This is a genomic window from Brevibacillus sp. FW306-2-1A-C05A (assembly GCF_058781555.1).
The window spans coordinates 82,699-98,056 of sequence record NZ_JBYSWV010000005.1 but is presented as its reverse complement, the minus strand read 5'-3'; the positions used below and the strand labels follow the sequence as shown (position 1 = coordinate 98,056).

At 54.5% G+C, this 15,358-nt stretch carries 17 protein-coding genes; 3 read left to right on the top strand and 14 right to left on the bottom strand.

The window, feature by feature from the left end; genetic code table 11:
• Positions 1–90: 90 nt before the first annotated feature.
• From secF to AC3WJN_RS06425, 3 genes are all read right to left on the bottom strand, one after another.
• The gene (gene secF, locus AC3WJN_RS06435; protein WP_290426198.1) at positions 91–1,005 is read right to left on the bottom strand and encodes a protein translocase subunit SecF; all 915 of its coding nucleotides are present in this window, start codon (positions 1,003–1,005) and stop codon (positions 91–93) included.
• A complete protein-coding gene (gene secD, locus AC3WJN_RS06430) occupies positions 995–2,233 on the bottom strand; it encodes a protein translocase subunit SecD (RefSeq protein ID WP_005832436.1) in 1,239 nt (412 codons plus the stop codon). The genes secF and secD overlap by 11 nt, the downstream gene beginning before the upstream one ends.
• Before the next feature lie 178 nt (positions 2,234–2,411).
• Complete coding sequence (locus tag AC3WJN_RS06425) at positions 2,412–2,648, bottom strand: post-transcriptional regulator (protein ID WP_005832434.1); 237 nt, start codon at positions 2,646–2,648, stop codon at positions 2,412–2,414.
• Between the two features lie 87 nt (positions 2,649–2,735).
• Here AC3WJN_RS06425 and spoVB point away from each other — a divergent pair, with 87 nt between their 5' ends.
• Positions 2,736–4,322 (top strand): stage V sporulation protein B, encoded by a 1,587-nt coding sequence (spoVB, locus tag AC3WJN_RS06420; RefSeq protein ID WP_005832431.1) that lies wholly within the window; start codon positions 2,736–2,738, stop codon positions 4,320–4,322.
• 3 nt (positions 4,323–4,325) lie between these two features.
• Here spoVB and AC3WJN_RS06415 read toward each other — a convergent pair whose 3' ends face one another.
• Together AC3WJN_RS06415 and corA are read right to left on the bottom strand one after the other, a co-directional pair.
• Positions 4,326–5,063 (bottom strand): DUF421 domain-containing protein, encoded by a 738-nt coding sequence (locus AC3WJN_RS06415; protein WP_206699013.1) that lies wholly within the window; start codon positions 5,061–5,063, stop codon positions 4,326–4,328.
• A 44-nt stretch (positions 5,064–5,107) separates the two neighbouring features.
• The gene (corA, locus tag AC3WJN_RS06410) at positions 5,108–6,085 is read right to left on the bottom strand and encodes a magnesium/cobalt transporter CorA (protein ID WP_005832428.1); all 978 of its coding nucleotides are present in this window, start codon (positions 6,083–6,085) and stop codon (positions 5,108–5,110) included.
• Between the two features lie 132 nt (positions 6,086–6,217).
• On the opposite strand from corA, the gene AC3WJN_RS06405 reads away from it, so the two are divergent.
• The gene (locus AC3WJN_RS06405) at positions 6,218–6,619 is read left to right on the top strand and encodes a TIGR04086 family membrane protein (RefSeq protein ID WP_221843241.1); all 402 of its coding nucleotides are present in this window, start codon (positions 6,218–6,220) and stop codon (positions 6,617–6,619) included.
• Between the two features lie 64 nt (positions 6,620–6,683).
• Here AC3WJN_RS06405 and yajC read toward each other — a convergent pair whose 3' ends face one another.
• From yajC to AC3WJN_RS06360, 9 genes are all read right to left on the bottom strand, one after another.
• Positions 6,684–7,004, bottom strand: coding sequence for a preprotein translocase subunit YajC (gene yajC / locus AC3WJN_RS06400; RefSeq protein ID WP_007782364.1), 321 nt, complete (start codon positions 7,002–7,004; stop codon positions 6,684–6,686).
• Between the two features lie 15 nt (positions 7,005–7,019).
• The gene (gene tgt, locus AC3WJN_RS06395) at positions 7,020–8,150 is read right to left on the bottom strand and encodes a tRNA guanosine(34) transglycosylase Tgt (protein ID WP_005832423.1); all 1,131 of its coding nucleotides are present in this window, start codon (positions 8,148–8,150) and stop codon (positions 7,020–7,022) included.
• 118 nt (positions 8,151–8,268) lie between these two features.
• Positions 8,269–9,297, bottom strand: coding sequence for a tRNA preQ1(34) S-adenosylmethionine ribosyltransferase-isomerase QueA (gene queA, locus AC3WJN_RS06390; protein ID WP_005832421.1), 1,029 nt, complete (start codon positions 9,295–9,297; stop codon positions 8,269–8,271).
• A gap of 42 nt (positions 9,298–9,339) precedes the next feature.
• Positions 9,340–11,286 carry a SpoIID/LytB domain-containing protein gene (locus AC3WJN_RS06385; protein WP_035317161.1) on the bottom strand — a complete coding sequence of 649 codons (1,947 nt, stop codon included), beginning with the start codon at positions 11,284–11,286 and terminating at the stop codon, positions 9,340–9,342.
• Between the two features lie 184 nt (positions 11,287–11,470).
• Entirely contained in the window at positions 11,471–11,689 is a 219-nt protein-coding gene (locus tag AC3WJN_RS06380) for a DUF2905 domain-containing protein (protein WP_005832418.1), read from the bottom strand.
• Entirely contained in the window at positions 11,686–12,684 is a 999-nt protein-coding gene (gene ruvB, locus AC3WJN_RS06375; RefSeq protein WP_005832416.1) for a Holliday junction branch migration DNA helicase RuvB, read from the bottom strand. Before ruvB ends, AC3WJN_RS06380 begins: the two co-directional genes overlap by 4 nt.
• Positions 12,685–12,688: 4 nt before the next feature.
• Positions 12,689–13,306: a Holliday junction branch migration protein RuvA gene (gene ruvA, locus AC3WJN_RS06370; RefSeq protein ID WP_005832414.1), complete on the bottom strand. Its 618-nt coding sequence runs from the start codon at positions 13,304–13,306 to the stop codon at positions 12,689–12,691.
• Complete coding sequence (ruvC, locus tag AC3WJN_RS06365; RefSeq protein ID WP_005832413.1) at positions 13,303–13,803, bottom strand: crossover junction endodeoxyribonuclease RuvC; 501 nt, start codon at positions 13,801–13,803, stop codon at positions 13,303–13,305. The genes ruvA and ruvC overlap by 4 nt, the downstream gene beginning before the upstream one ends.
• Before the next feature lie 127 nt (positions 13,804–13,930).
• Positions 13,931–14,122, bottom strand: coding sequence for a hypothetical protein (locus AC3WJN_RS06360; protein ID WP_005832411.1), 192 nt, complete (start codon positions 14,120–14,122; stop codon positions 13,931–13,933).
• A gap of 132 nt (positions 14,123–14,254) precedes the next feature.
• On the opposite strand from AC3WJN_RS06360, the gene AC3WJN_RS06355 reads away from it, so the two are divergent.
• Complete coding sequence (locus AC3WJN_RS06355; RefSeq protein ID WP_007782375.1) at positions 14,255–15,337, top strand: hypothetical protein; 1,083 nt, start codon at positions 14,255–14,257, stop codon at positions 15,335–15,337.
• Positions 15,338–15,358 lie beyond the last annotated feature (21 nt).

Genomic DNA, 15,358 nt, shown 5'->3' with positions numbered 1-15,358 from the left:
CATCCGCACGCTTTTTTGTGTAAGAGTAGAAAACCGCAGGGAAAAATCCCTGCGGTCTACGTTGCGAAAGCTTTTGTTGAAGCAAATGGATTACGCTTCTTTTTTCTTTCTCATATTCCGCTCCTTCAAGTTTACCCAAACTTGAGCAGCAATAAAGATCGAGGAGTACGTACCGCTCACCAGACCGAACAAAAGCGCCAGCGAGAAGTTGCGAATGCTTTCGCTGCCGAGTACCGCGATAGCAAGAGCGGTAAAGAACACGGTCGCTACGGTGTAGACGGAACGGCGCATCGTTTGCCAGAGAGACACGTTCACCAGATGCTCCAAATCCGGAATCGTTTTGGACTTCATGGTGCGCAAGTTCTCCCGGATACGGTCAAAAATAACGATCTTGTCGTTGATCGAGTAACCGAGAATCGTCAACAGCGCGGCGATGAAGGTAATGTCTACCTCCAGATTGAACACGGAGAACAGCGCGATCGGGATAATCACGTCATGCAAAAGCCCGACGACGCAGGCAATCCCGAACAGCAACTGGAAGCGAATCGCGATGTAAACGACGATCCCGAGCGAGGCAATCGCTACCGCAATCGCTGCCTTTTTCACCATTTCCTGGGCGATACTCGGGTCAACGGACGATACTTGCTTCGTTACCTGATCGCCGAATTTTTTCTTCAACGCCTCTTCTACCTTCATCAGTGTGTCAGAGGAAATCGTTTGATCGAAGCGGGTGTACGCCTGATTCGTTCCGTACGGCGTCACCTTGGAAAAGGATACGTCCGGAATCTCCTGCTTCAACACCGCTTCGACGTCAGTCGGGTTGAACTCTTTTCCTACGTAAATGTCCAGACGGGTCCCCGCCTTGAAGTCAACGCCAAGGTGCAGCCCCTGGAACAGCATAAACAAAAAACCGATGACGATAATCGCGGAAGAGAAAATGAAAAACTTCCGGCGATTCTTTACGATGTCAAATCGAACGACAGTGTGTTCACGATCAAAGCTCACCGATCTCACTCTCCTTTACCCCGAACCAGAACGGCTTTTTAAACATGTTGGAACGGACCACCAGCCAGAGGAGGAAGCGAGACCCAAACACGTTGGTAATCACACTCACGATGATTGTCATTGCCAGTACGACAGCAAAACCTTGCACGGAGCTTGTCCCGAAGTAGAACAACACGCCTGTCGCAATCAACGTCGTCACGTGCGCGTCGATAATCGTAATCAAGGAACGGCGCTCACCGGCACGGAATGCCGACAAAATCGTTTTGCCCGAGCGAATTTCTTCTTGGATACGCTCATACGTAATGATGTTCGCATCGACCGCCATCCCTACTGCCAAAATAAAACCGGCGATACCAGGCAGCGTCAGGGTAGCATCCATCCAGTCGAGTACGACCATACAAAAATAAGTAAACCCGGCCAGCGTAATATTGGCAATCATCCCTGGCATGCGGTAGACGAGCAGCATGAACACGAAGATCAAGGCAGCCCCGATGTAGCCGGCATAGAGCGTTTTCTCCAGAGCCAGCGCACCGAGGGAAGCCCCTACCGATGTCACTTGTTTCTCTGTCAGCTTCGCAGGCATCGCACCGGAATTGAGCAGGTCAGCCAGTTCCTGTGCAGTCTCTTGGGTATAGTCTCCTGTGATTTGAGCGCTTCCGTTTGTAATCACAGCTTGAATGGTAGGATTTGTTTGCATGTTTTCATCCAAATAAATCGCCATGCGCTTGTACAGGTTCGCGCGGGTAACTTCCTCTACTTTTTTCGCGTCGGAAAATTTCAAGGTTACCAACGGGCGTCTCAAGTCATCGTAGCCGACCGCTGCCCCGTTTGGCGCCAGGTCGCTACCTTGCAGGATGATCTTGCCCGACTCGTCGCGGAACGTCAGTACAGCCGGTTTGCCGATCAGCTCGCGCAGCTTGTCCTGATCGGCGGATTGCGAAGCGATTTGCACGCGAATCCGGTTTGGCAGCTCGGTAGAGATCACAGGCTCTGCCACGCCACCGATGTTAATCCGTTTCTCAATCATGTGTGCGGTTGATTTCAACAGCTCGATATCAACCTTGTGTCCAGCCTCAAGAGGCTCAACCTCGTACAAAATCTCAAACCCGCCCTGCAGGTCCAGACCGAGAGTGATGTTTCCTGCCACCTGTTTGGTCGTAGTTGACACAAGTGTCGCCAAAAGGCCGACAACAACCAGGAACAGGAGAAATCTTCCCCATTTTATCATCGTTGTGATACCCCTCTTTCATAAACAGGGTCCCGCGCCAAGGCGAGAAACCAATATGCCCATTATAGCGAAGTATGAAAAAACGTGTCAATTATTGCTGGAAGAGCGAACCATGGTAACCAACCCCTTATCTACAATGAGCATGCTACTTATACGAATGTAGAGACAGGAAGTTTCACTAAGAATTTTTATACATTTGAATCATGAGATAGTTCATGTATTTGTTCGGCTTGAGAGACAGAATATCGTTGACGAGACGGTGCATCGGGGGGAATTCCTTGTACCCGTTCGTGACGCATTCCCACACGTCCGTAGCCTCCACATTTTCATAACCCAGCATGGCAAATTCCTCGGCCTTGCTCTGGCAAAGACTTGCTACTCGCCCATACCATTCCTGTTTTTGCGCTTGGTCCATCTCCGTTTCCCCCTCAAAGTAGTCATGCCGACAGCGGCACGTCCATATTCTTTACTGAGTGAATTTTTCGTTGCAAAGGAGCCTTCCATGAGACAGTCATTCTTTTACGGAACGGTTATCCTCATCATTGCTGGCGGCATCACCAAAGTGTTTGGCTTTGCTCACAGGATCGTGCTTTCACGCATCATCGGAGCGGAAGGAATGGGGCTGTATCAAATGGTCGTGCCCCTGTTGTACTTTCTGATTACGGTGACGACGTTCGGCCTGCCTGTTGCCATCGCCAAGCAAGTGGCAGAGACGGAAGCGGCGAACAATCCGCGGCTGACCCGGCGCTACCTGCTGTTGGCCTTGTCGGTGGCCGGCGGCATCAGCCTGTTCATCTGCACGCTGCTCCTGTTGTTTTCCCACTGGATTGCGGGTGCCCTGTTCACTGACCCTCGCGCCCATATCGTCATGCTCGCCGCCATCCCCGTTATTCCGATCTCCAGTATTTCCCTCGTGCTGCGCGGGTACTTCCAGGGCAAGCAAAACATGATTCCGACAGCCGTCTCCCAACTGCTGGAGCAAGTAGCCCGCATGGCGCTGGTCGTCGTCATGACGATGTCGTTTTTGGCGGCAGGGATCGAGTACGCCACGGCCGGTGCGGTCGCCAGCATTATTTTCGGGGAAGCCGCCGGACTCCTCTACATTCTCTGGCAATACCGAAAAGGAAGCAAAAAAGCGGCCGCCCAGCTTCTGGAAACGCCGTTTCGCAAAGCAGTTTCCAGAAGCAAGGCGAACTTGTCCCAACTGATCCACGTCGCCCTGCCCGTCACGCTGAGCCGGATCATCGGTTCCATCGCCTACGTCCTGGAGCCGATGCTCGTGCCGCTCGCACTCGTCATCGCAGGCTACACGACGGCAGCCGCAACCGGGCTGTACGGGCAATTTGCCGGGATGGCGGTCCCGCTGCTGCTTTTTCCCACTTTTTTAACCTATTCCTTGTCCGTTTCGCTCGTTCCTGCCGTCGCCGAGGCTGCCTATCAAAAAAATGCTCCTCTCGTGCATCGGCGCATCTACCAAGCGATGCGCATCACACTCGTAATCGGAGCACCTTGTACCGTCCTGCTAACTATTTTTGCCGAGCCGTTGTGCGTGCTGCTCTACGGCAGCGAATATCGTGAGGTCGGCGTGCTGTTGAAGGAGCTTGCTCCCTTTTCCGTCTTTCTGTTTTTCCAGGCGCCGCTGGCTGCTGCCTTGCAAGGTCTCGACTACGCCCAGGTCGTCTTTCGCAATACGCTGCTTAGCGCCATCATCAAGACAGGGGCTATGTTCATGTTTACCGCCCAGCCCGCTTTCGGCATCCACGGCGCGGTAATCGCCACCAACATCGGCATCACGTTGGGGACGCTGCTTCATTTTGCCAGTCTCATCAAAAAAATCGGCTTTGTCATCGACGTATGGGAGTTCGGAAAAATAGGGATCGCCATGCTGGCCATGGGTTACCTCGGCTCGTACATGGCGGATCACTGGTTCCTGCATTCCTCGACAGGCAAGCTGCTTCTCGCCAGCACCTGCATCAGCACCTTGCTGTACGTAGTGCTGCTCGTGGCGATGCGCGTCCTGGGCAAGCAGGACGTCCGCCTCATTCCGTGGATCGGCGAGCAGCTCGCCGTGTTCTTCCCCCGCCGCTAACACCTAGTGTAGCGGCTTGTCTTTTTTGTCGAGGTAGATGATGCCACGCTCGTCAATGCTGCAAAAGGACACTTCGCGAATGTCCTTGATCCCGTACTTGCGGATTTCCCGCTTCAGCCACAACTGATTTTGCCCGATTTTTTGCAAAGCCTCCTGCCTGACCTTGCCGTCGAGAATCAACGGAATCGGCAGACCTTTATAAGAAACAGGACTTACCGGCTTTTCGTCAGGCAGTCCCACATCTTCACGCGTAAGATGTTCTTTTTCCTGCTTCAAAAAGACGCTCATCTGCCCTGTCGGCTCTATCAGCGCAAACTCGACGTCTGCGATGTTTTTGATGTTTTTTTGCCGCAGGTGAACCAGCAGGTCATCCATATTCAGCCGATTTCGGCGCATCGCTTGCTCGCGAATTTCCCCGTTTTCGATAATCATATCGGCGGAGCCGTCGACAACATCGCGAAACTTTTTGCTTTTGAGTGAAAGGTACGCCATTCCGACTTCCATCAGAGCAATCAGCAGCATCGGCAAATAAAACCGAAGTCCGGGCTTTTCCACGTCTTCGATAGCCAGTGCCGCCATTTCCGCCAGCATGATAGAGATCACGACATCAAAAACGGACAACTTTCCCAGTTCTCGCTTGCCCATGACGCGGAGCAAGATCAGGAGGAAAAAATACGAGAAAAGGGTGCGCAATATGATTGTTGAAATATCTTCCACTTCCCGCTGCCCCCTAACGAACATTTGCTAGTAGTGTTCGGCAGGGGGCTTGCAACTATTAGCTCCAATTACAACCACTTTCGTTTGCGGAAGATGTGCAGCATGAAAAAGGTCATCGCCAGCATGATGACGAGTGCGACGATCAGCATGTAAGGCTCTGCCTGTTCGCCCAGCCAGCCGAACGTGTTCATCCCGAACAAGCCGGTAATGAATGTAAGCGGCAGGATGATCGTGGAAATAATTGTGAGAACACGCATCGTTTCCGTCGTCTTCGCGCTGATGATCGTGTAGTACGTGTCGAGTGCACCGTTCACCAGGTCGCGGAACGTCTCGGTTGAGTCCGAGATGCGCTCCAGGTGGTCGGTCAAGTCGCTGTAGAACGGAACGTTTTCCTCGGAAATGTCGAAAGAGAAGCGGCCATTCACGTTGGCGAAGATTCGTTTTTGCGGCATGATGACACGCCTAATCAAAATAATCGTCCGCTTCAGCGCCAGGAACTCTTCCGTAATTTCCTCCATCTGATGCTCGTAAATCTCGTCCTCCAGTTCGTCAATCCGCACGCTGATCCGGTCGATAATCGGGAAATACTCATCGGTAATCCCGTCTACGATCGCATAGAGCAAGTAATCAGGACCCCGGTTCAGATAGGAATTGTTGCGGTGACACATGGCAGCGATCCGGCCTATCGTGTTCATCGGCGATTTGTGAATCGTAACGATGTAGTTGGGGCCGAGAAAAACGTTCAGTTCTACCGTGGTAATCTCGTCGTCGCTTTCTTCATTGTAACGCAGGGCGTGAAAAACGAAGAAATAATAATCGTCGTACTTGTCTACCTTGGCCCGCGGACTGACGTGCAGGCAGTCCTCGATGGCCAGCGGGTGAAAGTCGAAGATTTTGGCAATATAGGGCAACTCGTTGTTCCCCACATCATACAGGTCGATCCAGAGCAAGTCCTCGGGAGATTTCAGCCATTGATCTTTTGTGGACAAATCAACATCGTGAAACATTTTCTGCTCTGAATGGTTGTAAAAGTACGTTTTAATCATTCTTCCTCACCCCCGTCTCGTTCCCCATCCATCATACGAAAATTCCTCCCAATGTTCAACGCGAAGATGAATACAGCGGCCAGGCCTTTCATATAGATGGTACAAACAGTGACCAGTGAGGGGGTAAATACCGTGCGGAGTGCGTCCACCTCTGTGCTGACAGGACTTTTGTACACGATAGGATTTGTCTTGTTTGGGGCATTGCTCGCTACCTTGCTTCTTAGCTTTACCAGTATGCGCGAAGGCTCTCTGCCTTATTTTACGTACATCATCAACGCGATTGCCTTGCTCGTCGGCGGTTTCGTCACCGGAAAGCGCTGCGGCGGCAAAGGCTGGTACTACGGAGGCTTGACCGGGTTCTCCTATTTTCTTCTGATTCTTTTGATCGGCTATCTTGGCTTCGATGCCCCGATGCAGTGGGGAACGCTCCTCTTTTTGCTCGGCGCGTTCGGCATTGCCGCGCTGGGAGGGATTCTCGGAGTCAATTCGGCCAACTCCAGCAACAAGCCCAAAGGCTTCAAGCCGAGACGGTAAAAAGCTTGGCAGGCAAAAAGCAAAACAAAAGCAGGCGGGAACTCCCACCTGCTTTTGTTTTGCTTTATTTGGACTCTTCTTTTTCCGCTTCCGCTTTTGCCGGCTCGCTTTTCACTGGCTCGTTGCTTGTAGAAACAACGCTGTTGATCGCGCCGCGATCAAACGTAACGTTGACGTTGTGCGCGATGCGCAGCGTCACCGAGTCGTCGTTCAATTCCTGAATCGTACCGTGCATGCCGCCGATGGTGACGATTTTGTCGCCCTTTTTCAGAGCTGCAAGCATGGCGTTGCGCTGTTTGGCTTTCTTCTGTTGCGGACGAATCAGCAAGAAGTAGAAAATCGCAAACATGATGATAATCGGTAAAAACTGAGTCAAGCCCTCCATGAAAATCCCCCTCGATTAAAAAGATCTATCTTCACTCAATCCATACTGAGCGAAAAACTGGTCCCGGAAATCTTGCAAGCGGTCTTCAGCAATCGCCTGGCGCACCTGCTCCATTAGCTTCACTAGGAAATGCAGATTGTGGTAGGTGGTCAAACGGATGCCAAAGGTCTCCTCCGCCTTGATGAGATGGCGGATGTAAGCGCGGGTGTAATTCTTGCACGTGTAGCAGTCGCAATTCGGGTCGAGCGGAGTAAAGTCGCGTGCGTATTTGGCATTGCGGATGACCAGTCGTCCCTGGCTTGTCATGCATGTCCCATTGCGAGCGATCCTCGTCGGCAAGACGCAGTCAAACATGTCAATGCCGCGGATTGCGCCGTCGATCAGAGCGTCTGGCGAGCCTACTCCCATCAGGTAGCGAGGCTTGCCTGCCGGAAGCAGCGGAACGGTATGCTCCAGCACTTCGTACATCAAGGAAAACGGTTCGCCCACACTCAGCCCGCCAATCGCATATCCCGGAAAATCCATGGAGATGAGGTCTTTGGCGCTTTGCTCGCGCAGGTCGTTGAACATTCCGCCCTGTACGATCCCGAACAGAGCCTGCTCGTTCGGCCGTGAGTGCGCCTTCAGGCAGCGCTCCGCCCATCGGGTCGTGCGCTCCATCGACTTTTTCACGTAGTCGTACTCCGCAGGATAGGGCGCGCACTCGTCAAACGCCATGAAAATATCGGCGCCGAGCGCGTTTTGAATCTGGGTGGCCTCCTCCGGGCCGATAAACAGCTTTTCCCCGTTCAGATGAGAGCGGAAGGAAACCCCTTCCTCTGTGATCTTGCGGAGGTTGCTCAGGCTGAACACCTGAAATCCGCCGGAGTCCGTCAGAATGGCGCGGTCCCAGTTCATGAAGCCGTGCAGCCCGCCTGCTTCGCGGACGATTTCATGCCCCGGACGCAAAAACAGATGGTAGGTATTACTGAGGATAATGCCCGCTCCGATCGCTTTCAGCTCCTCGGGACTCATCGTCTTGACCGTTGCCTGCGTGCCGACTGGCATGAAGACAGGAGTGTCAATCGTCCCATGGGGAGTGTGCAGCTTTCCGAGACGAGCGCCTGTTTGCTTGCATGTTTTGATTAATTCGTAGCGTACAGCCAAATTGTCGCACTCCTCAAGCTATGTATGTAAGTCTTTCCTATTATAAGAAAACTTGAGAGTGAAGTAAACCCACCCGACTTATAAGTATACACTTATACGGGTGGGATGTGTACCTTTTTTAAACGATCAGCATCGCGTCCCCAAAACTGAAGAAGCGATATTCCTCCTGGACGGCCGCTTTGTACGCATTCATGACATGCTCCTTGCCAGCCAGCGCGCTGACCAGCATCACGAGCGTCGACTTGGGCAGATGAAAATTCGTCAAAAGCCCGTCGAGAATCGAGAACGTGTATCCCGGGTAAATGAAGATGTCCGTCCAGCCCGACGTCGCCGCCAGCTTGCCGCCGTTCGCACGTCCGACCGTCTCCAGCGTCCGGCACGAGGTCGTTCCGACCGCAATGACTCTTCTCCCCTCCGCCTTCGCCTTGTTCACCAGCTCAGCGGTTTCTTCCGGAATCTCGTAATACTCGGCGTGCATGACGTGCTCCTCGACCGAGTCGGCAGAGACCGGCCTGAACGTGCCGAGTCCGACGTGCAGCGTCACGTACGCGAGCTGTACGCCTTTTGCAGCGATTTGCTCCAGGTAAGGCTTGGTGAAGTGCAGCCCGGCTGTCGGCGCCGCCGCTGAGCCTCGCTCGCGCGCATACACCGTCTGGTACCGTTCGCTGTCTTCAAGCTGCTCATGAATGTAAGGAGGCAGCGGCATCGAACCTAACTGGTCGAGAATCTCGTAAAAAATGCCCTCGTACAAAAAGCGTACGATCCGCCCGCCTGTCTCTGTCGCTTCTTCGCATACGCAGCGCAAAAGCCCGTTGCCAAAGACCACTTCCGTTCCCGGCTTCATCCGCTTGCCTGGCTTTACCAGCGTCTCCCAGCGATCGTCCCCGAGCGATTTGAGCAAAAGCACCTCGATCTTCGCTCCCGTCTCGGCCTTTTCGCCGATCAGCCTTGCGGGCAACACGCGGCTGTCGTTCATGACGAGCACGTCCCCCGGCTGCAAATGGTCGATCAAGTCGGTAAAGCGCTGATGGGAAATGGCGCCAGTCTGTTTGTTCAAAACGAGCAGCCGCGAAGCTGTCCGGTCTTTCAATGGATGCTGGGCAATCAGATGCTCCGGCAGTTCAAAATCAAATTGTTGCACGTCCACGAATCGTTAACTCCTTTAATGACAGTTCATGTGGCAAAAGCCTTACTTGTCAATTGTCACATCCTGGTAATAGTGTTGCAAAATCTGCAGGTAGTCATACCCTTTCTCCGCCATTGCGCGAGCGCCGTATTGCGACACCCCGAGGCCGTGTCCAAAGCCGTAGCCGCGGAACAGGAACTGCGGTCCTCCCTGCTTGCCGCCCTGGATCACTTCGACATCAAACTTCGTGCTGCGCAGCGGGCTTCCCCCTTGCTGGAAAAGCGAGCGGAAGGCATCCGGGGAAGGAACGGCAATCGGAACCCCGTTCGCCTCCATCGCGATCACGCGCCCGGACGGTCCTCGCTTCGTCACTTTCAGACTGGTGACGTTCCCCTGAATGCGCGGTGCCTTGTTTTTGTCCTGGTTCGCATTGAGCAAGGCCGTCAGTTCAGCGGAAGTAAACGGGCCACGCGTCCACGCATAAGCATTTTCCTCGGCCTCTTCGGAAAGAATCGTCACCTCAGCGCCGCTTGGCAAGGTAGACAAAACCCGATGCGTCGTCGTGCTCGGACCCGTGCGCAAGTTCGTGTTTTCCGTTGTGATGACGGCTATTCTGGCGCCATTGGCCTCTGTGCCTGTCAGCCGCACCAGGTCGCTGCGCAAATATCCGATCGTCCCGTCCGCGAGCTTTACCCGATACCACAGGCTCGCCGCTTCCAGCGGATACGTATCGTCGCTCTCGACGGGCCGCAAATACGGAACGGGATTTCCCCACACTTCTGTGCCATCGGCGGTCATTCCGCCTGCGTTCGAGTAGAACAGGGACTCGACGAGCTTGCCCTGGTAGTAGATGACTTCCCCTGCCGTCTCATCCACCGCCTCGCGGACGTCCTCCGACTCTTTTCCATAGCCGTAATACGCCTGCTCCGTCACCGTATCCGACACGTTGGCAATCCCGTACTTGTTTCCTTGCCACAAAGCTCTCGTTCTCGACAGGACCGCCTGCGTTTTCAACGCTTCCAGCGGCCAGCCCGGAGCCATTTCCGAGCCGACAACCCCGTACAGATACTCCTCCAGCGGCAGTTCATTTACAACCGTCAGGTGACCGTTGTATTCCGACAGCTCCATCTCGCCGCGGTACGTCCGCTGCTCGCGTTCCACGACGCCGATCAACGCTTCCGGCTCCGCCTTTTTCGCCTCGACCGTCAGCTTGGCTTGCGGCGAGAATACGTACTTCCAGATCGGCTCATCCGGAGAGCCGTAAACATCTTGCTTCAGTACGACATACGACTGGCTGTCAGGCGCCTTGTAGGAAAAGTTCGGAAAAGCGCTGCTCGCTTTGCGCGCCAATGCCGCAAGCGCTTCCTGGCTGACCTCGTCGCCGATCCAGACCGCGTATTTGACTTTTTCGCCGTTTGACAACAGCACAGGGTACGCCGGGATGCCTTTTTGCTCAAACGACTCCTGCCATTTCTGGGCTTCGCTCAAGCTTTTGAACTGCCCCGCTTCCAGCCGGAGCGGGCCTTGGACAACCGGCTTTTGCCCCGTCGCCTGGGCCACGGCCGCCACTTGATTGGCCGCTGCCTGATACGTGTCGTATGTACCGCTGACAACCTGGTAAACGGTTTGTCCGCCTCGTTTCGCCACCTGAATCGAGCCTTCATATTTGCGCTGGCTCAAAAGCTGAGCGATTTGCTGCGCTTGGTTCCAGTCTGGCGTCTGCGCCACGATCAGATGATATTCATCCACCCGGTAACGGGCAGCTTCCCCTTTTAATTCTGGCAACTCGATCTTGCCTTCCGGGCCTGCTAACGTCACTTCCATTCCTTTTTCAGCAGTCAGCGTAACGGAAGGAACAACTCCCCTGTAGCCTTTGCCCGTATCCACAAAGAGCGCCACCCGGATATGTTCAGAAGCCGCCTCGGCCGGCGCTGGTCCTCCCATGAGAGCAACTGTCATCAGGCTCACCGAAAGGACTTTCCCCATCCACTTCTTCTTCATGTCGTCCAACGTCCTTCCTTTCTCCTGATCTCATCTCGTCGAAAATTGGCATGTACTCCCATCTTTTTCGACAATCACAGGCGATTTTCCTGCCCTCGCCCGCAAAATGGGACCAGGCGACGCAAACAAAAAGCCACCGGACGAAACGGCTCCGATGGCGTACAAACAGGCTGTGTGTGCAAGGCAAATGCCCTCATTTGAAAAGCCGGAACAAATACATCCCAAGAGACAGCACGATGCTGATGACGATGCACGTCACGACCGGAAAGTAAAATTTGACGTTTTCCTTTTCCACCACAATATCCCCAGGCAGGCGTCCCAGCGGCAAAAAGCGGCCGCCCACCTGCCACAGCAGGCCGATGACGATCAGCACGGCTCCGCCGATAATGAGAAGCTTGGCTATTGGATTCACGATTTCATCTCCCGCCCAAAGTGCTGGTACGCGCTCGGGGTCAGCACGCGGCCCCGCGGCGTCCGCTGCATGAAGCCGATCTGCATCAAATACGGCTCGCACACGTCTTCAACGGTTTGCGCCTCTTCGCCAATCGTGGCGGCAATCGTATCGAGCCCGACCGGACCGCCGTCAAAGCGGTCGATGATGGCGAGAAGCAGCTTGTGGTCGATATGGTCCAGTCCGCAGGCGTCTACCTGCAGCCGCTCCAGCGCTTCTTTGGCAATCTCCGTCGTGATGACGCCCTCGCCTTTTACCTGGGCGAAGTCGCGCACACGCTTTAACAGACGGTTCGCCACGCGCGGAGTTCCCCGCGAGCGACGCGCGATTTCTTCCGCGCCGCCTTCGCGAATAATCACCTGAAGAATATCCGCTGCCCGAGAGACGATAAAGGTCAGCTCGGGAACGGTGTAAAACTCCAGGCGGTTCACCACCCCGAAGCGGTCGCGCAGCGGCGCAGAGAGCATCCCTGCCCGCGTCGTCGCGCCCACAAGCGTAAACGGCGGCAAATCGAGGCGCACACTGCGCGCGCTCGGCCCTTTGCCGATGATGATGTCGAGCGCAAAGTCTTCCATGGCCGGATAGAGCACTTCCTCGACGCTCCGGTTCAGCCTGTGAATCTCGTCGATAAACAGCACGTCGCCTTCCTGCAGGTTGGTCAAAATCGCCGCCAGATCGCCTGGCCGCTCGATCGCCGGTCCGGACGTCGTGCGGATGTTCACCCCAAGTTCGTTGGCGATAATTTGCGACAGCGTCGTCTTGCCCAGTCCCGGCGGTCCGTACAGTAGGACGTGGTCCAGCGATTCCTTGCGCATTTTCGCCGCTTCAATAAAAATTTTCAAGTTTTCCTTGACGTGCTGCTGTCCGATATACTCATTCAAATAACGAGGACGGAGGCTCAACTCCGCCGCATCTTCTTCCCAGTTCATATGCGTCGTGATGATTCGCTGATCCAAAATCCTACCCCCTCATGAGCAGGGCAAGCCCTTGTTTGATGAGCTTTTCCACACTATCGCCCTCTTTTGATTTCTCCGACAGCGCATTTCTGATTTTTTGCAGCTCGCCGTCCGAGTAGCCGAGCGCCGTCAAGGCGTCGAGCGCCTCGTTCAACGCGGAAACCGCCTGCTCGCCTGCTGTCAGATCGCCTGCCGCGACGGTCAGGATCGCCGATGGCGTGTATCCGACCAGTTTGTCCTTGAGATCGAGAATGATTCGTTGCGCGGTCTTTTTGCCGATTCCAGGAAACTTCGTCAAGTAGGTCACATTTTCCTGTTGCACCGCCATGACCAACTGCTCGGGAGTCGCCGCCGCGAGAATCGCCAGGCCGCCCTTTGGCCCGATACCGTTCACGTCGAGCAGCTTGCGAAACAGGTCGCGCTCGTCACGGGTGGCAAAACCGTAGAGCAATATCGCGTCTTCGCGGACGTGATGGTGCGTGTACAGCTTGGTTTTGCTGCCTTCGTAGCGCACAAACTGGTACGGATTGGGACAAAACAGGCGATACCCGATCCCTCCGGCTTCTACCACTATGTATTCTGAATCGAGGTAACAGAGTGTCCCTTCCACAAAATCAATCATTTTTGAACTCCTTCCGAGATGGAGATGAACGCCCGAAACTGTGCGTGCGTAATCGCAATGCCCAATGCATCCGCCACGTCGTCAGGCTTCGGCACTTCTTTCAGCCGCAGCAACAGCTTGGTCATTTCCTGTATTTGCTTTTTCTCTGCCCCGCCGTAGCCGGTCACCGCCTGCTTTACTTGCATCGGCGTGTATTCATACACAGGCACTCCGGCCAGCTCCGCCGCCAGCAGGATGACGCCGCGCGCTTGCCCCACCGTGAAGGCCGTCGTCACGTTTTTATTGAAAAACAGTTTTTCTACTGACATTTGATCCGGTCGATACGTTTCCAGCAGGCTTTGCATCGCTTCAAAAATCTGCTTCAAGCGAAGCGGAACGGGCAAGCCTGCCTCTGTCTGAATGCTGCCATACTGGACGGGACGCAATTGGCTACCCTGTTTATCCAGAACCCCAAACCCAACGATCGCAATGCCAGGGTCGATTCCTAAAATGCGCATGGTCCACTCTCTCTCCGTGTGCAAAGTTTCTACTCTCTACTGTATCACAAAGCGCTCGAAAAGCGAACGTGTATTTCCATGCAAAAACCCGCTCCTGCCAAAAGGAACGGGTCATACGGCGTCGCTTTTAGTGTTTGTTCATTCCAAGTGAGTCCGACACATCATGCTGCATGTGCGCGTATTCATCTACGCCGCTCTGCATCTGCTCCTGGATCCGGTTGATCTGCTGGTAATTGAGCTTGTTGTGTCCTTGGTTCAATTGAACGTACAAACGCTGGTGGAACTGGTCCTTGTAGCTACCTCTGGGCATGGTAGACATAAGAAAAGATTCCTCCTTCGATCGCCGTATGAGTACAGTATGGCGTCCCGCCTCCGGCCTTATGATGCCAAGATTTACAGCTCATTTCCGCCGTTTCGTCTTGAAACCATATAGGGTGGAGGTGCTGATTCGGTGCGACGTTTACTAGCCGCTTTCTTACTCGTCACGCTTCTCTTCTCTGTCTGCTGCGCAAAGCAGCCCGCCCAGGCGAAAGGCAAAGAACCGATTACCGTTTCTGTCTCTGTATCGCCGACTTCGCCTTTTCACTCTACGCTCAATGTTCGCGCCCAGCATTCGTTCGTCAAACGGCTGTTTGCCGCAAAAAAGGTTCCGGCTTTCGTGAATCCCCACTGGGTTCGCGCCACCTTGACCGTCAAAAAGCGCCAGTTTGTGTACGACCACGACGGGAATTTGTTTGAAAGCAACAAGCCGCTGCAATACCTTTTGCCGACGGATGTTCACCAGCGAATCGAGGAGCTTGTCGCGCAGGTGGAACGCGTGCATTATGCCAAAGCGACGCCGTGGGAGCAGGTCAAACACACCTTCGGCCGCATGGAGTACGCCACCGTCATCGACCTGGAGACTGGCGAGCGGTTCCACGTCCAGCGCCGTGCGGGCAGCAGGCATGCCGATGTGCAGCCGCTGACGCGCACAGATACGCAGACGATGAAAAAGATTTACCAGGGCAAATGGAGATGGAAGCGCAGAGCGATTCTCGTCAAGGTCAACGGCGTTTATTTTGCCGCCTCCATGCACGGCATGCCGCACGGTGCAGGGGCGATCGCGGGCAATGACTTTCCCGGCCATTTTTGCATCCACTTTTTCGGAAGCTCGACCCACAAGCGCAAGGAGCCCGATCCCAGCCACAGCCTGATGATCGAAAAAGCGTCCGGCTCGCTTGCGACGACGATCACAGGCGCTACTGCCGAGGAGCTGGTGGGGTATTTCCTCACTGCCCTGCACGAACAGGACAACCACGTGCTGCAAATGACGACAGACGGCTTCCCGCTGCCTGCCCGGCTGTCTGACGTAGCCTCCGTCCGCAAGACCGAAATCGTCATTCCTTCTGACGAGCGGGGGCCGTTGCTCTCGGAGGTCCACGTCCACCTGACTTACTTCACGCATGACAACCATGAACGGAACGAAGAGTGGACGTTTCTGCTGCGCCGCTCCACGCCGTGGGACAAGTGGCGGATTATCGCTGTAGACTTGTAACGAAATGCAGCACAACAGTAC

Coding starts and splice junctions, on each gene's coding strand:
- secD (WP_005832436.1), bottom strand. CDS start 2,233: ATGATAAAATGGGGAAGATTTCTCCTGTTCCTGGTTGTTGTCGGCCTT.
- AC3WJN_RS06425 (WP_005832434.1), bottom strand. CDS start 2,648: ATGGACCAAGCGCAAAAACAGGAATGGTATGGGCGAGTAGCAAGTCTT.
- spoVB (WP_005832431.1), top strand. CDS start 2,736: ATGAGACAGTCATTCTTTTACGGAACGGTTATCCTCATCATTGCTGGC.
- AC3WJN_RS06415 (WP_206699013.1), bottom strand. CDS start 5,063: ATGTTCGTTAGGGGGCAGCGGGAAGTGGAAGATATTTCAACAATCATA.
- corA (WP_005832428.1), bottom strand. CDS start 6,085: ATGATTAAAACGTACTTTTACAACCATTCAGAGCAGAAAATGTTTCAC.
- yajC (WP_007782364.1), bottom strand. CDS start 7,004: ATGGAGGGCTTGACTCAGTTTTTACCGATTATCATCATGTTTGCGATT.
- ruvA (WP_005832414.1), bottom strand. CDS start 13,306: ATGATTGATTTTGTGGAAGGGACACTCTGTTACCTCGATTCAGAATAC.
- ruvC (WP_005832413.1), bottom strand. CDS start 13,803: ATGCGCATTTTAGGAATCGACCCTGGCATTGCGATCGTTGGGTTTGGG.
- AC3WJN_RS06360 (WP_005832411.1), bottom strand. CDS start 14,122: ATGTCTACCATGCCCAGAGGTAGCTACAAGGACCAGTTCCACCAGCGT.